The organism is Bacteroides sp. 1_1_30 (assembly GCF_020982715.1).
Lineage (GTDB): Bacteria > Bacteroidota > Bacteroidia > Bacteroidales > Bacteroidaceae > Bacteroides > Bacteroides xylanisolvens.
Window position 1 is genome coordinate 16,224 of sequence record NZ_JAJKHN010000047.1, and the last position, 18,601, is coordinate 34,824.

The window sequence follows — 18,601 nt, forward strand, 5'->3', positions numbered from 1 at the left end:
TTATTAATTATTAGTGGTTACTTACAAATGGCACAGCCCTGACATCTATTCAGCTCGCCACGGAAACGTTTCTCTACCAATAGATGCAGGCGATCTTTCAGTGCCTCCAAACGAATGGTATCAATCACTTCATTGACAAATGCGAACATCAATAACAAACGGGCTTCTTTCTCTGCAATACCTCGTGAACGCATATAGAATAATGCACCCTCATCCAACTGGCCTACCGTTGCTCCATGCGAACATTTCACATCATCCGCGTAAATCTCCAATTGAGGTTGTGTGTACATTCTCGCATCACGCGTAGCACAAAGATTCCGGTTAGTCTGCTGGGAGTTCGTATGTTGCGCATCGGGACGCACCAGTACCAGTCCGGCAAACGCGCCTACCGACTGATCGTCGAGTACGTACTTGAACAGCTCATTGCTGGTGCAGTTCGGTACGGCATGGTCAATGCTTGTATGATTGTCTACGTGCTGGTTCTTATCGGCAATTGCCATGCCACAGAGGTTTATCTCGGCTCCTTCTCCTGCCAACAATACTTCAGTGGTGTTGCGGGTAGTACCATTATGCAAGGTCATTCCATTCAACAATACATTGCTGTTTGCCTCCTGCTTTACATACAGGTTACTGATACGAACGGTGCTTGTATGTGTTTCTTCCAGTTCATACATATCGAATACCGTGTTCTCACCTGCAAATACTTCAATCACTTGTGTTGCCAGGAAGTTCACGTTATCCATTGCATGGTCACAAATCAGCAGACGGGCTTGCGCGCCATCCTCCAGGATGATTAGTACGCGGCGGTTCACCATGAAGTTGACATCTGCACGCAGGATATTTACCAGCTGGATCGGTTTTTCTACTACTACATTCTTCGGCACATAAAATACAACACCATCTTGTGCAAAAGCTGTATTGAAAGCAGTCACCCCATCTTTGGAAGTATCTGCCAACTGACCGTAATACTTCTTCACCAATTCCGGATGCTGTCCGGCCACTTCTTTCAAGCTGCCGAAAATCACACCTTCCGGCAGATTGACTTTAGGAAGTGCTCTATTATAAAATGCGTCATTTACCACAAAATACAGGGCGGTACTCATATTCGGCACATCGCACTTAAACACTTCATACGGATTGACCGGAATAGCCAGACGATTCAAGTTTAAACCATAATCCGGTTCAAAATACTTGCTCACATCCGTATATTTGTACTTCTCCATCTTACGAGTCGGAAATCCGAGGCGTTCAAAATCGGCAAATGCAGCTGCACGAGGCGCATTCAGCACTTCGGCGCTATGCTTGCAGATCATTGCTTCCGTCTGTGAGAAGAGGTCTATATATTGTTGTTCAACTATCATAACTTATTATTTGTTATTCTCCTACTTCTTTCTTGATCCAATCATATCCTTTTTCTTCCAGTTCCAGCGCAAGTTCCGGTCCGGCAGTTTTTACGATACGACCTTTATAAAGGACATGTACAATATCAGGTTTGATATAATCAAGCAAACGTTGGTAGTGAGTAATAACGATCGTGCTTGTTTCAGGAGTTTTCAGTTTGTTCACTCCTTCCGCAACAATACGGAGCGCATCAATATCCAAACCGGAGTCCGTTTCATCAAGAATGCTCAACCGCGGTTCCAACATGGCCATCTGGAAAATCTCATTCCGTTTCTTTTCACCACCCGAAAAGCCTTCATTCACCGAACGGTTAGCCAACTTATTATCCAGCTCTACCACCGCACGTTTCTCACGCATCAGTTTCAGAAACTCACTGGCTGTCAGCGCAGGCAGACCTTTATATTTGCGTTGCTCATTCACAGCAGCACGCATAAAGTTGACCATGCTCACACCCGGAATCTCTACCGGATACTGGAAACTAAGAAAGATCCCTTCATGGCTACGATCTTCAGGACTCAACTCCAACAGGTTCTTTCCATAAAACGTGACCGAACCTTTTGTTACCTCAAAAGCCGGATTTCCCACCAATACGGAAGAAAGCGTACTTTTACCGGAGCCATTCGGCCCCATAATAGCGTGCACCTCACCGGGATTCACCGTCAGGTTAATACCCTTCAATATCTCTTTGCCATTAATGCTGGCATGCAGGTCTTTTATTTCTAACATGATTATATGTACTATTTTTCCATTTACTATTTACTATTAAAAACCTATACTACCGACAATTTACCTCCTACAAGCGCGCAGCCAAATAGTAAATCGTAAATTGCCAACTAGTAAATCACCCCACGCTTCCTTCCAATGAGATAGTAAGCAACTTCTGTGCTTCTACCGCAAATTCCATCGGAAGTTTATTCAATACTTCTTTTGCATATCCGTTCACAATAAGCCCGATAGCGTCTTCTGTCGGAATACCACGCTGGTTGCAATAGAATATTTGGTCTTCACTGATCTTGCTCGTTGTGGCTTCATGTTCCACCACTGCCGTTTCATTGTGAATATCCATATAAGGGAAAGTATGCGCACCACATTTATCTCCCAGCAACAGAGAGTCACACTGGCTATAATTGCGGGCATTATTCGCTTTCTCGGCCACACGTACCAACCCACGATAGGAGTTCTCACTATGTCCGGCGGAGATACCTTTACTTACAATCGTACTGCGGGTGTTCTTGCCCAGATGAATCATTTTCGTTCCGGTATCAGCCTGCTGATAGTTGTTCGTTACAGCTACGGAATAGAATTCAGCGGTCGAGTTATCGCCTGTCAGAATACAGGAAGGGTATTTCCAAGTGATGGCCGAACCGGTTTCCACTTGTGTCCAGGATAGTTTACTATCCACTCCCTTGCAGTTACCACGTTTAGTCACAAAGTTGTATACACCGCCCTTACCTTCCGCATCGCCCGGATACCAGTTCTGAACAGTACTATATTTTACCTCTGCGCGGTCGTGCACGATTATCTCAACGATAGCGGCATGCAACTGATTTTCATCCCGCATCGGCGCTGTACATCCTTCCAGATAAGAAACGTATGAATCGTCGTCCGCCACAATCAGCGTACGTTCAAACTGCCCCGTGTTACGGGCATTGATACGGAAATAGGTGGAAAGTTCCATCGGACAACGTACTCCTTTCGGAATATACACAAAAGAGCCGTCAGAAAAGACAGCGGAGTTCAACGCGGCAAAGAAATTATCCCGGTAACCTACCACCGAGCCCATATATTTCTTCACCAAATCAGGATGTTCCCGCACGGCTTCACTGAACGAGCAGAAGATAATTCCTTTCTCCATCAGCGTTTCCTTGAAGGTAGTCTTTACGGAAACAGAGTCCATAACGGCATCCACCGCCATTCCGCTAAGAGCCATCTGTTCCTCCAAAGGAATACCCAGTTTATTAAACGTCTTTATCAATTCAGGATCGACTTCCTCCATGCTCTTCGGTCCTTCTTTCTTCTTCGTCGGATCGGCATAATAAGAAATCGACTGATAGTCAATTTCAGGGATACGGAGATGTGCCCAAGTCGGCATCTCCAGCGTCAGCCAGTGGCGGTACGCTTTCAGGCGAAACTCCAGCAACCACTCCGGTTCGTCTTTTTTCGATGAAATCAGACGAATGACATCTTCATTAAGTCCACGCTCAATGATGTCTGTATGCACCTCTGTGGTGAAGCCGTATTTATATTTCTCCTCCGCAAATTTCCGGACAAACTCATTATCAGTCTTCTTTTCGAGTTCGTCTTTCTGATTGGGTTTCATTTTATTGGGTTCTTCTTGTTGCATCTTTATTCTCTAATATATATTGTTGCGTCATATTCTTCGCAGCAGGGAAAAAGATCCCCGCAAACGTTTCCATCGGATAATATAACAAAGATTCTTCCTTTTTTGTTGCACTAATTAACTTATTATCGCTGTCCACAAACTCTATCGCACCGATCACTACACTCGTTAACAACAGAAACTTAAGTGCTCCCAGCCCACTCCCTAACCAGCGGTTCAGCCAGTTCAGCGAAATTGCCTGCATTGCTTTTGTCAATAACGAAGCTATCAGTACAAAAATCAACGGCACGGCAATCCAAATCATGATAAAAGCCAACACCTGCGCAACTGTCATCGAATCCGTCACTGTCGGGCAAAGTTTCTCCGCCAAAGAGGCATATAAAGTTTTCGCCGCCAACAGCCCGACTATTAACCCCAAAATAGAAGCCAACTGGCGGATAAAGCCTTTTACAAAGCCTACCACCGCTCCGGCGCCTATTACAATAAGGATAATGATATCAATCGTTGCCACGTTGTGATTTATGATTTGTGATTTATGATTTATGTTTCTATGATTATGATCTGTGATTTATATTTCTGTCAGGTGATAAAACAATAAAGTGGTAAGGTGGTGTCCCATATAAAATAGTACCACATTACCACCCATCTATTGTTGCAACCATTACTTCGCGAATGGCCTTATACCCTTATAATTCATAAATCATAACTCATAAATCATAAAGTCTGTTTCACTTCTATTTCTTCGAATGTCTCGATCATATCGCCTACCTTCATGTCGTTGCAGTTCACCAGACTGATACCACACTCGAAGTTTGTACCTACTTCCTTCACATCGTCCTTGAAGCGCTTCAACGCGTTGATGTTTCCGGTAAAGATTACGATACCATCGCGGATCAAACGAGCCTTGTCGCTTCGTTTCACCTTTCCGGTCTTCACCATTGCACCGGCTACCAAACCCACCTTCGTAATGTTGAATACTTCGCGGATTTCGATAGTTGCCGTGATTTGTTCCTTCAGTTCCGGAGCCAACATACCTTCCATAGCAGCCTTCACCTCTTCGATTGCATCGTAGATGACAGAGTACTTACGGATGTCGACACCTTCCTGTTCAGCCATCTTAGCGGCAGCACCCGAAGGACGTACCTGGAATCCGACGATAATCGCATCCGAAGCGGCAGCCAGAGAAACATCCGACTCGGAAATTGCTCCCACACCCTTATGGATGACATTTACCTGGATTTGTTCCGTAGACAACTTGATTAACGAGTCGCTCAATGCCTCAACAGAACCGTCCACGTCACCCTTAACGATGATGTTCAATTCCTGGAAGTTACCCAAAGCAATACGACGGCCCAACTCATCCAACGTAAGGATCTTCTGCGTACGCAAGCCCTGTTCACGAGCCAACTGTTCACGTTTGTTGGTGATTTCACGAGCTTCCTGATCGCTTTCAACAACATGGAATGTATCACCTGCAGCAGGTGCACCGTTCAATCCCAATACCAAAGCCGGTTCGGAAGGTCCTGCTTCTTTGATGCGTTGGTTACGTTCGTTGAACATAGCCTTCACACGTCCGTAGCTGGTTCCTGCCAGTACGATGTCTCCCACTTTCAGAGTACCGTTAGATACCAATACAGTAGCTACATATCCACGTCCCTTATCCAGTGAAGATTCGATGATGGAACCCGTAGCATTACGGTCCGGATTTGCTTTCAGGTCGAGCATTTCTGCTTCGAGCAATACTTTTTCCAGCAAATCTTCCACACCCATACCTTTCTTGGCAGAGATATCTTGTGACTGATACTTACCACCCCATTCTTCAACAAGGTAATTCATTGCAGCCAGTTCTTCTTTAATCTTATCCGGATTCGCAGTCGGTTTATCTACCTTATTGATTGCAAATACAATAGGTACACCGGCAGCCATCGCGTGATTGATTGCTTCCTTCGTCTGCGGCATCACGTTATCATCGGCAGCCACAATAATGATAGCAATATCCGTTACTTTCGCACCACGTGCACGCATAGCGGTAAACGCTTCGTGACCCGGAGTATCGAGGAACGTAATACGGCGACCGTCTTCCAGTTGCACGTTATATGCACCGATATGCTGTGTAATACCTCCGGCTTCACCGGCAATTACGTTCGCCTTACGGATATAGTCGAGCAAAGAGGTCTTACCGTGGTCAACGTGTCCCATCACTGTAACAATCGGAGCGCGCGGTTGCAAATCTTCCGGTGCATCTTCTTCTTCAACGATAGCTTGTGCCACTTCCGCACTTACATATTCTGTCTTGAATCCGAACTCTTCTGCCACCAAATTGATTGTTTCCGCATCCAGACGCTGGTTGATGGAAACCATGATACCAATGCTCATACAAGTAGCGATAACCTGATTGACAGATACATCCATCATCGTTGCCAGTTCGTTAGCCGTAACAAACTCGGTCAACTTCAATACCTTGCTGTCTGCCATTTCCTGATCTTCCAATTCCTGCATACGGTTGGAAGCCATTTCACGCTTTTCTTTACGGTATTTGGACGTCTTGTTCTTACCTTTGGTTGTCAGACGTGCAAGAGTTTCTTTTACCTGTTTTGCTACGTCTTCCTCGCTCACTTCCTGTTTGATAACCGGCTTCTTGAAGCGATCCTTATTATTGTTGTTATTTCTTCTGTTATTATTTCCTTGTCCGCCCTGACCGTTGTTATTGCCATTACCATTGCCGCCTTTACCTTGTATATTAGGTCTCGGCGCAGCAAAGTTGGAAGTCGCAACGTTATTAACGTCTACCTTTTCTTTATTGATACGGTTGCGTTTTTTCTTAGCAGCATCTGCGCTTTCTTTCGGACCGTTCTTCACCACTTTAGAATCATCCTTACGGATTTCTTTGATGATGGCTTCCTTCATCAGTTTCTTCTGGTCCTGACGGATTTTCTCTTTCTCTTCACGTTCGCGACGCTTCTCCTCCTTCGATTTTTTCTTCGGACGAGTAGACTGGTTCAATGCAGCCAAGTCGATCTGACCGATCACATTGATCTTCGCGCCTAATTCCGGTTGACGGATTTTGAAAACACCATCATCCTCCGGAGCTTTTTCTGCTACCGGGGTTACTTCAGCCTGTGCAGTTTCCACCTTTTTTTCTTCTTTATGTTCTTCCGCCTTCACAGGTGCAGTTTCTACTACCTTCGGCTCTTCTTTTTTCACTTCTTCTACTACTTTTTCAACTTCTACCGGCTTCGTCTCCACTACAGGTTCCGGCACTACTACGGGCTCAACTACCACTGGAGTAGGCTCTACTACAGAAACAGGAGGTATCACCACCTCTTCTTTCTTCACCTCGGGTTCTCTCTTCTCGGGCTCCTTTTTTACTTCGGGTTTAACGACAGGCCGTTCTACAACAGGTTCTTCTTGTTTCTGTTCCGGTTCCTTCTCCACCTTTTCAGGTTTACGACCATTCAGTTTATCCAAATCAATTTTTCCGACAGGTTTAAACTTCGGACGTGCATCCTCAGGTACGACTGTCTTAATCACATCTTCCGACTTCTGTTTCTCCGGCTGCTTTTCGAAGCCTTCAATCGAAACAGACGCCTTATTACGTTCCTTATTCTGACGTTCCTGTATGAAACGCTCCGATTCAAGTCTAAGGTTCTTATCTGTACTAAACTCTTTTACGAGTATAGCGTATTGCTCCTCGCTAATTTTGGTATTAGGATTAGCCTCTACGGTATGCCCTTTCTTTTGCAGGAACTCAACTACCGTCGCGATTCCTACGTTCAAATCTCTTGTAACTTTGTTTAACCTTATCGTCATATTTTAAAATTAATGAATAAATGGAGCTTTAAGAAGTGGAGAGTGGAGAGTTGAGAGTGAAATGAGTATGGATTTCTTTCACTCCCAACTCTCAATTCTCAATTCTCTATTTCTTCACCTTCTTCAAACTCCGATTTCAAAATGCGTATTACCTCGTCCACTGTCTCTTCTTCCAAGTCCGTCTTTTCAATCAACATCTCACGAGGAGCATTCAACACAGCCTTCGCTGTATCAATGCCGATAGCCTTGATGGCGTCGATCACCCATCCGTCGATTTCGTCTCTGAATTCGTCGAGATAGATATCTTCATCCGCTACATTCTCATCCAACTCACGGAACACGTCGATAGTGTACTCAGTTAACATACTGGCCAGTTTGATGTTCAAACCGCCTTTACCGATAGCCAGCGAAACTTCTTCCGGTTTGAGGAAAACCTCTGCTTTCTTCTCTTCCTCATTCAAACGGATAGAAGAAATCTTAGCCGGGCTTAAAGCGCGCTGTATAAACAATGAGATGTTCGATGTGTAATTGATTACATCGATGTTCTCATTGCGAAGTTCACGAACAATGCCATGAATACGACTTCCCTTTACACCTACACAGGCTCCTACAGGGTCGATTCTGTCATCGTAAGATTCTACCGCGATCTTGGCACGTTCGCCAGGGATACGGGCAATCTTCTTGATGGTAATCAAACCATCATTAATTTCGGGTACTTCCATCTCGAACAAACGTTGCAGGAAAACGGGAGAAGTACGTGACAAGATAATCTTAGGATTATTATTCTTGTTATCCACGCGGGCAACTACTGCACGGGCCGTTTCACCTTTGCGATAGAAATCGCTCGGGATTTGTTCGGTCTTAGGCAACAGCAACTCGTTTCCTTCATCATCTAAGAGCAACATTTCTTTCTTCCAGATCTGATACACTTCTGCATTGATGATCGTACCTACCTTATCTATATATTTATTATAAATACTGTCTTTCTCAAGTTCCAGAATCTTGGAAGCCAATGTCTGGCGGAGATTCAGGATAGCACGACGTCCGAATTTGGCAAAGATCACTTCATCAGTCACCTCTTCACCTTCTTCGTAGGAAGCATCAATTTTCTGTGCTTCGCTCAACGAAATCTGCATATTCGGGTTAGTCAAATCTTCATCGGCCACAACTTCACGGTTACGCCAGATCTCGAAGTCACCCTTATCCGGGTTCACGATCACGTCGTAATTCTCATCGGTGCCAAACATTTTCGCGATTACGCTACGGAACGACTCTTCGAGTACGCTAACCATCGTCGTTCTATCGATATTCTTCAGTTCCTTAAATTCCGAAAATGTATCAATCAAGCTGATTGTTTCTTCTTTTTTGGCCATAACTATTTAAAGCTAATTAAGTATTTAGTATATTTTATTTGCTCATAAGTAAAGGTTTCGTCCTCTTCTTGCAGTTTCGGACGTTTTGCTCCTTCTAGTTTTACTTTCTTTTGTACCGCTACCGTAAACTTCTCTTCATCGGCATCTTTCAGTATGCCGGCCAGTTTGCGTCCGTCTTTAGTCAATACCTCCACTTCTTGTCCGATGTGGATATAATACTGTTGCAGTACTTTAAAGGGCTGTCCGATACCGGCCGACCCTACTTCCAGTTCATAATCTTCCTCTTCACGGTTCAGTTTTGACTCTATGTAGCGGCTAAGCTCCACACAATCTTCGATCCAAACACCTTCTGCATGGTCAATTTCGACCACAATTTTGTCATCCGGGCTCACAGTTACTTCTACTAAAAAGTAGTCTTTTCCTTCCAGCCACTCATCTACAATCTGACAAACAGTTTTCTTTTCTATCATTTATTAACTATATAAGAACAAAAAAAGGAGCTTAATTGCCCCTCCACCTTTCATCCGTTTCCGGTTGCAAAGATATAAATAATCTATTCGACTACAAAAGATTAAAGAAAAAAAGTATGAATTAACAGTGCTATATTCGTATCTTTACGCCACAATTCAAAAAATAACGACTATGGCACATCGTCTCAACACAAATAAACAGTTTATGGTAGGTAACGGAATTCTTGCTTTTGCCGTCATTTTTGTCGTGGTTATTTTCGTATACATGAGTATGCGGCTACAACGGGAAAAGCAGGAAGAACGTCATTTCATCGAAAGCTACACAATCAGTCTGGTAAAAGGTTTTGCCGGAGATTCTATCTCTTTGTTTGTCAACGACAGCCTCATTTCGAATAAAACCATATCGGAAGAGCCTTACACGGTAGAAGTGGGACGTTTTGCAGAACAAAGCGCTTTATTGATCGTAGATAATAACACAGAATTAGTCTCTACATTTGATCTTAGCGAAAAAGGAGGGGCTTATCAGTTTGAAAAAGAATCGGACGGGATTAAACAATTAGCCAAATAATAAAGACATATCCCCCTATTACGTATCATAACGAACCATCATCAGGAATGTATAAGATTTAGAAGACAGCCAGAAATAGGAGCTTACAAGGCTTTACCCAAGATAGAATAAACTAAGTTCGTGACAATGCGAGAATATTATCTTGGCTGTAAAGCATTTTATATTTCCGTACGGTACTTTCTCAATTCTCCCCGCAAGGTCAATGCTTTTCCTTCTGTAAATTGATTAAGTAACGCCCAGAATCGTTCGCTATGATTCATCTCGCGGGTATGGCATAATTCGTGCAACAACACGTAGTCTATCAAATGAGAAGGTAGCAAAACCAGGTAATAGGATAAATTAATAGCTTTTCGAGCCGAACAACTCCCCCATCTGCCCTGACTGGAGTTTATTTTCACACTCGAATAGGGCAATCCGCATTGCTTGGACAAGAAAGCCAAACGTGAAGGCAGAATACTTTTTGCATTTCGCCTCAACGATTCTTCAATAACCTTATGCAACCAGCTTTGCAGTTTCTCATCTGTAAAATCGGCATGAGGCGGACAAACAATCTCCATCACCCCCAGACGGGAATTAGCCAGAAACTGATCTTTCTCGCCCGACACTAAAGATAGTTTAAAATGCTCCGCATCAATCTTATAATTCAAATCAATCAACGGACGAGCGATTTTTTGCCGGGAGGCCAGAAGTTTTCCACGCAAATTCTCGATGGCCTGTTTCACTTCTTTCAGGGTGGTACCAGGAGGAACTGAAACATAAACAGCATCACTCTTGGTACGAAACACAAGACTTCTCGCACGTGAATTGACGCGTATCACCAGACGCCCTAACTCATCATCTTCTATAATCTTATCCATTATAATCCTCCTATCAACAGCCACAAAAGTAATAAAAAAGAAGACGCTAACGAAAAACTTTATGGAAGATGCAACTTTAGATCAAGTTCTTCCGTCTAACCATTATATCAATCATAGAAAAGCGTAATTATGAAAACAAGTTTATTGCTCGTATTAGTCACGGGAATGTTTCTAGTACTTACTGCCGGCTCTTGCTTGCAGGGAAAACACATCGTAGGCAGCAAGAATTACATCTCCAAAGAAGTGAAAGCCGACCACTTCAATGAAATCAAACTAGTGGGAAGTGCCAACATCAGTTATTGGCAAGACACATGCAGCCATGTCGAAATTCATGGTTCCGACAACATCATACCACTTATAGAAACGTATGTGGAGGGTAGTACATTCATTATAAAATTCAAGAAGAATGTCACTATCTGGAAAGGAAAACTGGAAATAAAAGTTTTTGCTCCGGAGCTGAATAAGCTGTCGGTCAACGGTTCAGGAAATATAAGATTAATCAATGGGATACAAACCTCTAAAGATATTGAATTCCACATCAACGGTTCGGGCGACATTCAGGGAGAAGGATTCAATTGCCAAAAAATGGCCGTTTCAATTAATGGTTCGGGAGATGTAAGACTACAACAAATAGAAAGTCAGGAATGTCAGGCAAGTATTTCCGGTTCGGGCAATATCAATCTGAACGGCAAAGCCATTCAAGCGAGCTATTCTATTGCCGGATCAGGAAATATTCAGGCTGCCGATTTGCAAGCAGAAAACACAGACGCAAGCATTAGCGGCTCCGGCAACATCAGCTGCTATGCCAGTCAGAAGCTGGTTGCCCGCGTCAAAGGAAGCGGTGATATTGCCTATAAAGGAGATCCTCAAGAAGTGGATGCGCCACGAAAAAATATACGGCAGATCAAATAAAGACAGTTTAAATAAAGACAGTTTAAAAACATAAAAGGGCTACTGCATCGCGCGGTAGCCCATTTATTTAGTTAGTTTCATTATAAAAATTTGAGAGAATTGAAAACTTCACAGTTTCGCCTTCGTTGTTGTTTTAATTAAGCACACTAACTATATTATATGTTTAAAGCAAATGAAAATGTCTATTCGTTTATAACTTGCACCTTGTGGTTGATCTTCGCCAGGCTATCCGCCAGGACCTGTTCCGCTTTCACATCATTTGAGATAGCGACCGACGGTGCAGTTACTTGTTTACCAATGGTATCCGTAGCCAATACACTTCCATCATCTCCGGAGAAAGAATGTTGTGCCACATTCCCCAAAGAAAGGATGATTGCAATTACGGCAGCGGCCTTGAACAGAGGAATAAAACGACCGGTCAGTGTCAAACGTTTCGCTTTTACTACCGTAGGCTCCACCTCTGCCAGAATACGTGCATCAAAGTCTTCGCCCAGTCCTACTTCCTGCTGAACCTGCTGATAAACAAACAGATTCTTATAGCGAAGCAAATGAGCCGGAACTTCTTCCTTTGCGAAGAAGTCGCGCAATGTTGCTTCCTCCTCAACGGAAGTTTCGCATTGCCAGTATCGCTCGAGGAGCTGTTCTATATCCTTATAATCCATATTCGTCAATTTCTAAATACCTTTGTTTTACTTTTTGCCTGGCTCTGAAGAGATTCACTTTGACTTGTTCCTCTGTCAGATTCAGCAAGGTTGCAATTTTTTTATAGCTTTCACCTTCAATGTCCCTCAGTTGCATGATAAGCCGCTGTTTTTCGGGAAGTTCGTTTACCAGTCTATTAATGATATTCATTCTTTCATCATGAATCATCTGGTCGTACGGACTGTTTGCATCAGGTTCTTCCTCCATTTCGGGGGTGAGTTCCACATTTTGAGCTTCTTTCTTTTGACTCCGGTCTATCGCCAGGTTCTTTGCCACTATCAGGCAATAGGCTTCGACCGATTCAAATTGAGACCACTCATCACGCTTGTTCCACACTCTTATCATGGTATCCTGAACGACATCCTCGGCTTCGGCCCTATCCAGGGTGATTCTGAGAGCCAATCGAAAGAGTTTATCCTTCAACGGCAAAATATCGTTTCGGAAGCTGATTTCTTGCATCTCTATAATAATGACGGGCTAGGATATGAAAAGTTACAGTCGCCCACTACTTTTTTTTGAATTATTTTTTTATTCTCGTTCCTCCAGAGTCGTTAATCGCTGACGCTAAAGTAATTACCACTTCAGAAACTCCTGCATTTATTGCTTCAAAAGAATTTTCCAACTTAGGAATCATACCTCCTTGAATAACGCCATCGGCTACATATTGTTCAAATTCGGCACGGGTGATTTGAGGAATCACACTGTCGTCATCATTCTCGTCACGCAACACACCTTTCTTCTCGAAACAATACACCAATGTCACATCAAACAGAGCCGACAACGCTTTCGCTGTTTCCCCGGCAATGGTATCTGCATTCGTATTCAACATATTGCCGTGACCGTCGTGTGTCAATGGAGCCATCACGGGAACAACGCCTTTATGTATCAAATCCGACAATAAAGTGGCATCCACCTGTTCCACATCCCCCACAAACCCGTAGTCTACTTCTTTCACCGGACGTTTCACCGAACGGATTACATTCATATCCGCTCCGGTCAATCCGAGTGCATTGACTCCGCGTGCTTGCAGACCTGCCACAATGTTTTTATTCACCAATCCGCCGTACACCATCGTTACGACTTTCAACGTTTCGGCATCGGTAATCCGACGACCATTTACCATTTTGCTTTCAATACCCAGTTGCGCGGCAATCTTTGTTGCCGAACGACCGCCACCATGAACCAACACTTTATGTCCGTCAATAGCGGCAAAGTCATTTAACAACTGACGAAGGGTGGCTTCCTCTTCTACGATTTTGCCACCCACCTTAATAACTGTTAGTTTTTCTCTCATTTCTTGATTTCTAATAAGTTCACCGAATGGAGAATCCGGCTCCGGCACCCTGCCGGTTATTCCAAATAAGTATATCCGTAAAGCCCCGAACGATAGTTGGAAAGGAATTCTTTTCCTTCTTCCAAGGAGATTTTTCCTTCTTTCACTGATTTCGTCACCCAAGTTTCGAGCGTACGTACCAGCTTCTTCGGATTGTACTGCACATAGTCCAACACCTCCGCTACCGTTTCTCCGTCGATAATCTGTTCGATATTATATCCTTTCTCGTTCACCGAAACATGCACGGCGTTCGTATCACCGAACAAATTATGCATATCTCCCAAAATCTCCTGATAAGCACCCACCAGGAATACAGCCACATAATAAGGTTCTGTTTTCTTCAGTGCATGTACAGGCAGATAATGAGCCACGTTACGGGTAGAGATAAAGTTGGCAATTTTGCCGTCCGAGTCGCAGGTTATATCTTGCAAGGTAGCCGAACGCTCCGGTTTTTCATCCAATCGCTGAATAGGCATGATCGGGAATATCTGGTCAATTGCCCAAGAGTCAGGAAGTGACTGAAACAGCGAGAAGTTACAGAAATATTTATCGGCAAGCAGTTTGGACAATCCACGGAATTCATCGGGCGCATGCTTCAAACCGGCGGCAATCTGATTAATCTCACGTGTAATAGACCAATACAGACGCTCGATTTGTGCGCGGGTTTTCAGATCCACGATTCCATGACTGAACAAGTCCAATGCTTCCTCCCTGATCTGCTGCGCATCGTGCCATGCTTCCAACATCTTGTTCTGATTCAGCGAATCCCAGATTCCATATAACTCCTGCACCAATTCGTGTGCATCCGGAGCAATTTCCTCCTCGTCATCCCATTCGGGCAAGGTAGCGGTTTCAAGAACTTCAAAGATGAGAACAGAATGGTGTGCCGTCAATGCACGTCCACTTTCCGTTATGATATTCGGGTGCGGGATACCATTTTTATCGCTCACGTCTACTAGCGTAGAGATAGAGTCGTTTACATATTCCTGAATGGAATAGTTTACACTACCTTCGCTATTGGACGAACGGGTTCCGTCATAATCCACTCCCAATCCACCGCCAATATCAACAAACTCCACCTTAAAGCCCATTGAATGGAGCTGCACGTAAAATTGTGAAGCCTCGCGCAAAGCCGTTTTTATACGACGGATCTTCGTCACCTGACTACCGATATGGAAATGAATCAGCTTCAGACAATCTTTCAAGCCTTTGCTCTCCAGAAAATCGAGCGCTTCGAGAAGCTCGCTGGAAGTCAAGCCGAACTTGCTGGCATCTCCTCCCGACTCTTCCCACTTTCCGCTACCGGAAGAAGCGAGTTTGATACGTATACCGATATTAGGCTGCACATTCAGCTGTTTTGCCATTTTTGCTATCAGCTTCAGTTCGTTCATCTTCTCCACAACGAGATAGATACGTTTACCCATCTTTTGGGCAAGCAGAGCCAGTTCAATATAACTTTCGTCTTTATATCCGTTGCAAACAATCAATGAGTCAGAGTCCGTATTGACCGCAATCACCGCATGGAGTTCCGGTTTAGAACCGGCTTCCAGTCCGAGATTGAACTTCTTTCCGTGGCTGATAATTTCTTCCACCACAGGGCGCATCTGGTTGACCTTAATCGGATAAATAATAAAGTTCTGGGCTTTATAACCATACTCCTCGGCTGCCTGTTTAAAGCAGGACGACATCTTTTCAATACGGTTGTCCAAAATATCCGGGAAACGCACCAGCATGGGAGATGCCACATCACGCAATTGTAACTCATCGACCAGTTCTTTCAAATCAACGGATACTCCATCTTTACGAGGTGTAACAACGACATGACCTTTGTCATTAATACCAAAGTACGAGGTACCCCAACCTGTGATGTTGTAGAGTTCCTCAGAATCTTCAATACGCCACTTTCTCATTTTCTGTTATTCAGTGTTTTTAGTAAATAATTGGACGGCAAAAATACGGATTAATCTACATGTTGGCAATTAATTGGACATTAATTGTTTCAAACGGTCCATATAACCACTATTTCCGTTGCGGGCGTCATAGCGAAGTGCCAGCTCTTCCGCCTGCTGATAGAAATAATTGCGAAGCTCGCTGACCTGATAAATTCCATCCGGACGATAAAGAGGGAATTCCTCCGGCAACGACAAAGAGACTTCCGGACGGGTCTCATACTTCAAGGCCTCTACCATATCGCAAGAGAAGCGATATTTCTTCAACGTATTCGTACGCAAACTCCAACCGATGCACCGCTCGGCATACTCCCAGCCTCTTTCCGGCTTCGTCATTATATTATAAGCAATAAACAATCCCAAGTAGAGCAAAAGATATTCATCCTTTTCTCTTCCCTGCAATGCTTCTTCGGCACGTGCACACATATCAGCGGCCACCTCCGGTTTGCCAGCTTTCTGTGCATAATAAGAGAGCTTCAAGTAAGCCCGCAAATTGGCTTCATAACAGGTGACCTGCTTATTAATCAATGGCTGCGCCCGGCTGTAAGCCTCATCAAACTGCCCTGTTTCCAAATAATAATCCAGCATAAAATTCAGTTCGCAAGCCTCACACGACTGACCGTCTATCTTTTCATTCAGCATCTTGTCAATGTATTCTTTTGCCTTGTCATACTGTCGCATCCAAACACATTCCACAGACCAGCGGTGATAATAACTCCGCAAAGAATATCCATTCCGGAGAATACGGGTTTTATAATCCTCACCGATCGCTTTCACCTGTTCCATCGGAATTTCCGGCAGATCGAACGTACAAGCCCAGATCCATTTATATTTCCACAACAAGTCATCTTCTTTGATTACATCCTTGTGATTCTCGTAATCATCCAGGATTTTAGAGAACACGGTAATCTCTTCCGCATCTGCCGAAAGAAGATTCAGTTCATAGATAAGATCCAGTCTCAACTCCGTAGCCCATTCCACATCTTCGTTCTCATCAGCGATGCGGATAGCTTCTTTCAATAGATTAGCTTTTTCACGGGGATGCAGGCTGTCATTCTGTGTCTGCAACAGCAGTTTTTGTATTTCAAGTGTGTATCTCATATTCTTTTTTTAATTCAGGAAATTTATAAAATCATTCATTTTCGAAGTCATCAGTTCGCTAAGCGAACGGTTGAAAAGCTCCATTTCTTCACTGTTCACCGGATATTTACCTTGCAAAAGCGACTGTACATACAATATATGCACCACATGCTGAAACAGTTTATTGTCTCCCTGTATTTGCAATAAAGTCTGCACCATTTCGTTATCCGCATTGAAAGTGAGTGTCGGTGGAATCTGCTTGGCAGTATTCACAGCCCCCAATACAGCCGCCAACGGATTATTGGCACTTTTAGCTACATTCTCCTTTTCCTCCGCCACAAAGATTACCGGAATATCCACCGGAGTAAAATGTTTCAGACGGCAGACACAGCCAAACCGCTTCAACAGCTCGTTTGCTTTCATTTCAAAAGCCTGAAACTCTTTATTCGCCTCCACTTCGCCAAACTGTTCCAGCAACCGTGAAGGAGATATTTCATCCAACGTAAGTTCCGGATTCAGACGGACATACTTTTTCAACAAAGTTTCATCAAAAGTGTAAGCAGCATTCACCACCAACCATCCTTGCGCTCCGGCTATACGGCGCACCTGACGGAAATCTTCCAAATTCTTGGTATAGCATATCACATTGCTTGCCGAACGAATACTTCCAAAACCACGCAGCCCCTTATTTGTTTCAAAAGGAAGATAATCCATAAACAAACGGAGCAATTCATTGTCTTCCGAAGCAATCGCCTTGATATGGAAGTGATGAACATCCAAGATCCGGTTGAACATGGCTCGGTCATTCTGCACCAATCCCCGCAGATAATCCTTGATAGCTACCCCGATCTCTTTCCGTGCATCCTTCAACTGGTCATTGCTCACCAAAGACTCGCGGGAAGCAGTAGACAGCAATCCGTCCGCATTCACCAGACAACGGATAAAGAAAGCCCACGGCGGCAGCAGGTTACAATCGTCCTCACTCAACAGCATACGTTTAAGGTAGACCTTATGAGAATTGCGTACTGAAAATTGTGTTCGGAAAGGCAAAACATAAAGCACCCCTTCTACCTTACCACTTTCAGTATAAATCCGGAAAGCATCAAGAGCAGACGACTGGAATACTTTTGCCCCATAATCCAGCAACTCCTTGCGAGTCGCCTTCGGGTCAAGCCATACAGGCGAAGGCGTATTTACCAACTCCTCTTCCCCCTGATAATGCAGATAGATAGGATATGGCAACACTTCCCCATAACTGACCAGTATCTTCTTAAACGTTTCATATTCAAAAAGATGCATCCAGTCTCCTTTCGGATGCAACACCACCTGCGACCCGATAGGCCGTTCTTCGTCCGATAAAGTCAGCTGATACGTCCCATCTACTTTGCCACACCAGCAAACAGGCTGTCCGCCCATTGCCGAACGACTCTCCACGGTGATTTCATTAGTCACCACAAAACAAGATAACAATCCGATACCGAACCTTCCGATAAAATCGTCCGCATCGGGAGTATCCCGTTTTGAACTCTCTCCGATAACCGTCAGAAAACGATAAACTTCCTCTTCTTTCAGTCCGACTCCATTATCCCTGAACACCACCGTTTTGTCTTCATTCAGAAAGACATCGATACGTCCTTTATAATTCTCGTCGATATTGCGTAGTGCCGTGATGGCATCTACGCAATTCTGCAACAGTTCGCGAACAAAAGTATTCGGGTTACTATAAATGTGCTCTGATAACAGGGCAATCATACCTTTAAGATTGACCTGAAACAGATTATTCCCTTCTTTTTCCATGTTCCTCT

Annotated in this window: 16 protein-coding genes; 2 read left to right on the plus strand and 14 right to left on the minus strand. The window is 44.0% G+C overall.

The features are described from left to right. Positions 1-17 precede the first annotated feature (17 nt). From sufD to rimP, 7 genes are all read right to left on the minus strand, one after another. Entirely contained in the window at positions 18-1,361 is a 1,344-nt protein-coding gene (sufD, locus tag LPH68_RS14865; protein ID WP_004309459.1) for a Fe-S cluster assembly protein SufD, read from the minus strand. Positions 1,362-1,374: 13 nt separating this feature from the next. Then, positions 1,375-2,127 carry a Fe-S cluster assembly ATPase SufC gene (sufC, locus tag LPH68_RS14870; RefSeq protein ID WP_004307398.1) on the minus strand — a complete coding sequence of 251 codons (753 nt, stop codon included), beginning with the start codon at positions 2,125-2,127 and terminating at the stop codon, positions 1,375-1,377. A 115-nt stretch (positions 2,128-2,242) separates the two neighbouring features. After that, positions 2,243-3,745, minus strand: a complete 1,503-nt coding sequence (sufB, locus tag LPH68_RS14875) for a Fe-S cluster assembly protein SufB (protein ID WP_370638802.1) — start codon at positions 3,743-3,745, stop codon at positions 2,243-2,245. Next, positions 3,723-4,253, minus strand: coding sequence for a CvpA family protein (locus LPH68_RS14880; protein WP_004315413.1), 531 nt, complete (start codon positions 4,251-4,253; stop codon positions 3,723-3,725). The genes sufB and LPH68_RS14880 overlap by 23 nt, the downstream gene beginning before the upstream one ends. A 203-nt stretch (positions 4,254-4,456) precedes the next feature. Continuing rightward, positions 4,457-7,552: a translation initiation factor IF-2 gene (infB, locus tag LPH68_RS14885; RefSeq protein WP_008642742.1), complete on the minus strand. Its 3,096-nt coding sequence runs from the start codon at positions 7,550-7,552 to the stop codon at positions 4,457-4,459. A gap of 98 nt (positions 7,553-7,650) precedes the next feature. Continuing rightward, the gene (nusA, locus tag LPH68_RS14890; RefSeq protein WP_118195439.1) at positions 7,651-8,925 is read right to left on the minus strand and encodes a transcription termination factor NusA; all 1,275 of its coding nucleotides are present in this window, start codon (positions 8,923-8,925) and stop codon (positions 7,651-7,653) included. A gap of 2 nt (positions 8,926-8,927) precedes the next feature. Further along, positions 8,928-9,395, minus strand: coding sequence for a ribosome assembly cofactor RimP (gene rimP / locus LPH68_RS14895; RefSeq protein ID WP_008642741.1), 468 nt, complete (start codon positions 9,393-9,395; stop codon positions 8,928-8,930). Positions 9,396-9,567: 172 nt separating this feature from the next. On the opposite strand from rimP, the gene LPH68_RS14900 reads away from it, so the two are divergent. Further along, the gene (locus LPH68_RS14900) at positions 9,568-9,963 is read left to right on the plus strand and encodes a hypothetical protein (protein ID WP_008024082.1); all 396 of its coding nucleotides are present in this window, start codon (positions 9,568-9,570) and stop codon (positions 9,961-9,963) included. 158 nt (positions 9,964-10,121) lie between these two features. Here the strand turns inward: LPH68_RS14900 and LPH68_RS14905 are convergent, their stop codons facing one another. After that, entirely contained in the window at positions 10,122-10,820 is a 699-nt protein-coding gene (locus LPH68_RS14905; protein ID WP_008024081.1) for a SprT family zinc-dependent metalloprotease, read from the minus strand. Positions 10,821-10,949: 129 nt separating this feature from the next. On the opposite strand from LPH68_RS14905, the gene LPH68_RS14910 reads away from it, so the two are divergent. Beyond that, positions 10,950-11,732: a head GIN domain-containing protein gene (locus tag LPH68_RS14910; protein ID WP_151923434.1), complete on the plus strand. Its 783-nt coding sequence runs from the start codon at positions 10,950-10,952 to the stop codon at positions 11,730-11,732. 182 nt (positions 11,733-11,914) lie between these two features. Here LPH68_RS14910 and LPH68_RS14915 read toward each other — a convergent pair whose 3' ends face one another. The 6 genes from LPH68_RS14915 to LPH68_RS14940 form a co-directional block, all read right to left on the minus strand. After that, complete coding sequence (locus tag LPH68_RS14915) at positions 11,915-12,394, minus strand: hypothetical protein (RefSeq protein ID WP_004315419.1); 480 nt, start codon at positions 12,392-12,394, stop codon at positions 11,915-11,917. Next, entirely contained in the window at positions 12,384-12,893 is a 510-nt protein-coding gene (locus LPH68_RS14920) for an RNA polymerase sigma factor (protein WP_121960365.1), read from the minus strand. Before LPH68_RS14920 ends, LPH68_RS14915 begins: the two co-directional genes overlap by 11 nt. Before the next feature lie 61 nt (positions 12,894-12,954). Then, entirely contained in the window at positions 12,955-13,728 is a 774-nt protein-coding gene (gene argB, locus LPH68_RS14925) for an acetylglutamate kinase (RefSeq protein WP_044129844.1), read from the minus strand. A 56-nt stretch (positions 13,729-13,784) separates the two neighbouring features. Next, positions 13,785-15,677: a biosynthetic arginine decarboxylase gene (speA, locus tag LPH68_RS14930; protein ID WP_008024078.1), complete on the minus strand. Its 1,893-nt coding sequence runs from the start codon at positions 15,675-15,677 to the stop codon at positions 13,785-13,787. A gap of 69 nt (positions 15,678-15,746) precedes the next feature. Beyond that, complete coding sequence (locus LPH68_RS14935; protein ID WP_009039149.1) at positions 15,747-16,817, minus strand: hypothetical protein; 1,071 nt, start codon at positions 16,815-16,817, stop codon at positions 15,747-15,749. A gap of 9 nt (positions 16,818-16,826) precedes the next feature. Next, positions 16,827-18,593, minus strand: coding sequence for an HSP90 family protein (locus LPH68_RS14940; RefSeq protein WP_004314500.1), 1,767 nt, complete (start codon positions 18,591-18,593; stop codon positions 16,827-16,829). Between the last annotated feature and the right edge of the window lie 8 nt (positions 18,594-18,601).

Coding starts and splice junctions, on each gene's coding strand:
- sufD (WP_004309459.1), bottom strand. CDS start 1,361: ATGATAGTTGAACAACAATATATAGACCTCTTCTCACAGACGGAAGCA.
- sufC (WP_004307398.1), bottom strand. CDS start 2,127: ATGTTAGAAATAAAAGACCTGCATGCCAGCATTAATGGCAAAGAGATA.
- sufB (WP_370638802.1), bottom strand. CDS start 3,745: ATGCAACAAGAAGAACCCAATAAAATGAAACCCAATCAGAAAGACGAA.
- infB (WP_008642742.1), bottom strand. CDS start 7,552: ATGACGATAAGGTTAAACAAAGTTACAAGAGATTTGAACGTAGGAATC.
- nusA (WP_118195439.1), bottom strand. CDS start 8,925: ATGGCCAAAAAAGAAGAAACAATCAGCTTGATTGATACATTTTCGGAA.
- rimP (WP_008642741.1), bottom strand. CDS start 9,395: ATGATAGAAAAGAAAACTGTTTGTCAGATTGTAGATGAGTGGCTGGAA.
- LPH68_RS14900 (WP_008024082.1), top strand. CDS start 9,568: ATGGCACATCGTCTCAACACAAATAAACAGTTTATGGTAGGTAACGGA.
- LPH68_RS14905 (WP_008024081.1), bottom strand. CDS start 10,820: ATGGATAAGATTATAGAAGATGATGAGTTAGGGCGTCTGGTGATACGC.
- LPH68_RS14910 (WP_151923434.1), top strand. CDS start 10,950: ATGAAAACAAGTTTATTGCTCGTATTAGTCACGGGAATGTTTCTAGTA.
- LPH68_RS14915 (WP_004315419.1), bottom strand. CDS start 12,394: ATGGATTATAAGGATATAGAACAGCTCCTCGAGCGATACTGGCAATGC.
- LPH68_RS14920 (WP_121960365.1), bottom strand. CDS start 12,893: ATGCAAGAAATCAGCTTCCGAAACGATATTTTGCCGTTGAAGGATAAA.
- argB (WP_044129844.1), bottom strand. CDS start 13,728: ATGAGAGAAAAACTAACAGTTATTAAGGTGGGTGGCAAAATCGTAGAA.
- speA (WP_008024078.1), bottom strand. CDS start 15,677: ATGAGAAAGTGGCGTATTGAAGATTCTGAGGAACTCTACAACATCACA.
- LPH68_RS14935 (WP_009039149.1), bottom strand. CDS start 16,817: ATGAGATACACACTTGAAATACAAAAACTGCTGTTGCAGACACAGAAT.
- LPH68_RS14940 (WP_004314500.1), bottom strand. CDS start 18,593: ATGGAAAAAGAAGGGAATAATCTGTTTCAGGTCAATCTTAAAGGTATG.